This window comes from Burkholderia sp. BCC1977 (genome assembly GCF_905339595.1).
GTDB lineage: Bacteria > Pseudomonadota > Gammaproteobacteria > Burkholderiales > Burkholderiaceae > Burkholderia.
This window is the reverse complement of record NZ_CAJPGQ010000199.1, coordinates 1-306: the sequence shown is the minus strand read 5'-3', so window position 1 is coordinate 306 and position 306 is coordinate 1. Positions and strand designations below refer to the sequence as shown.

Genomic DNA, 306 nt, shown 5'->3' with positions numbered 1-306 from the left:
CTCTGACTGGCTCAATCGCCAATGACAAAGATTCGACCCAAGTCGAACGCTTGTCATTGAAGATTGGTGGAGGCAGACGGGATCGAACCGACGACCCCCTGCTTGCAAAGCAGGTGCTCTCCCAGCTGAGCTATGCCCCCATTGAGTACAGATGACCTCAGGTACCTACCGCCAGACAAGACAATGGTGGGTCTGGTTGGATTCGAACCAACGACCCCCGCCTTATCAAGACGGTGCTCTAACCGACTGAGCTACAGACCCCTGAGTCTGTCTTTAAATTTACAGCCGATAAGCGTGAGCGCTCAA

At 53.6% G+C, this 306-nt stretch carries 2 tRNA genes; both read right to left on the bottom strand.

Going from position 1 to position 306, the window contains the following annotated elements:
- Nucleotides 1-64 precede the first annotated feature (64 nt).
- A tRNA-Ala gene (locus U5771_RS35460) sits at nt 65-140 on the bottom strand.
- Between the two features lie 44 nt (nt 141-184).
- Nucleotides 185-261: transfer RNA gene (locus U5771_RS35455), tRNA-Ile, on the bottom strand.
- Nucleotides 262-306 lie beyond the last annotated feature (45 nt).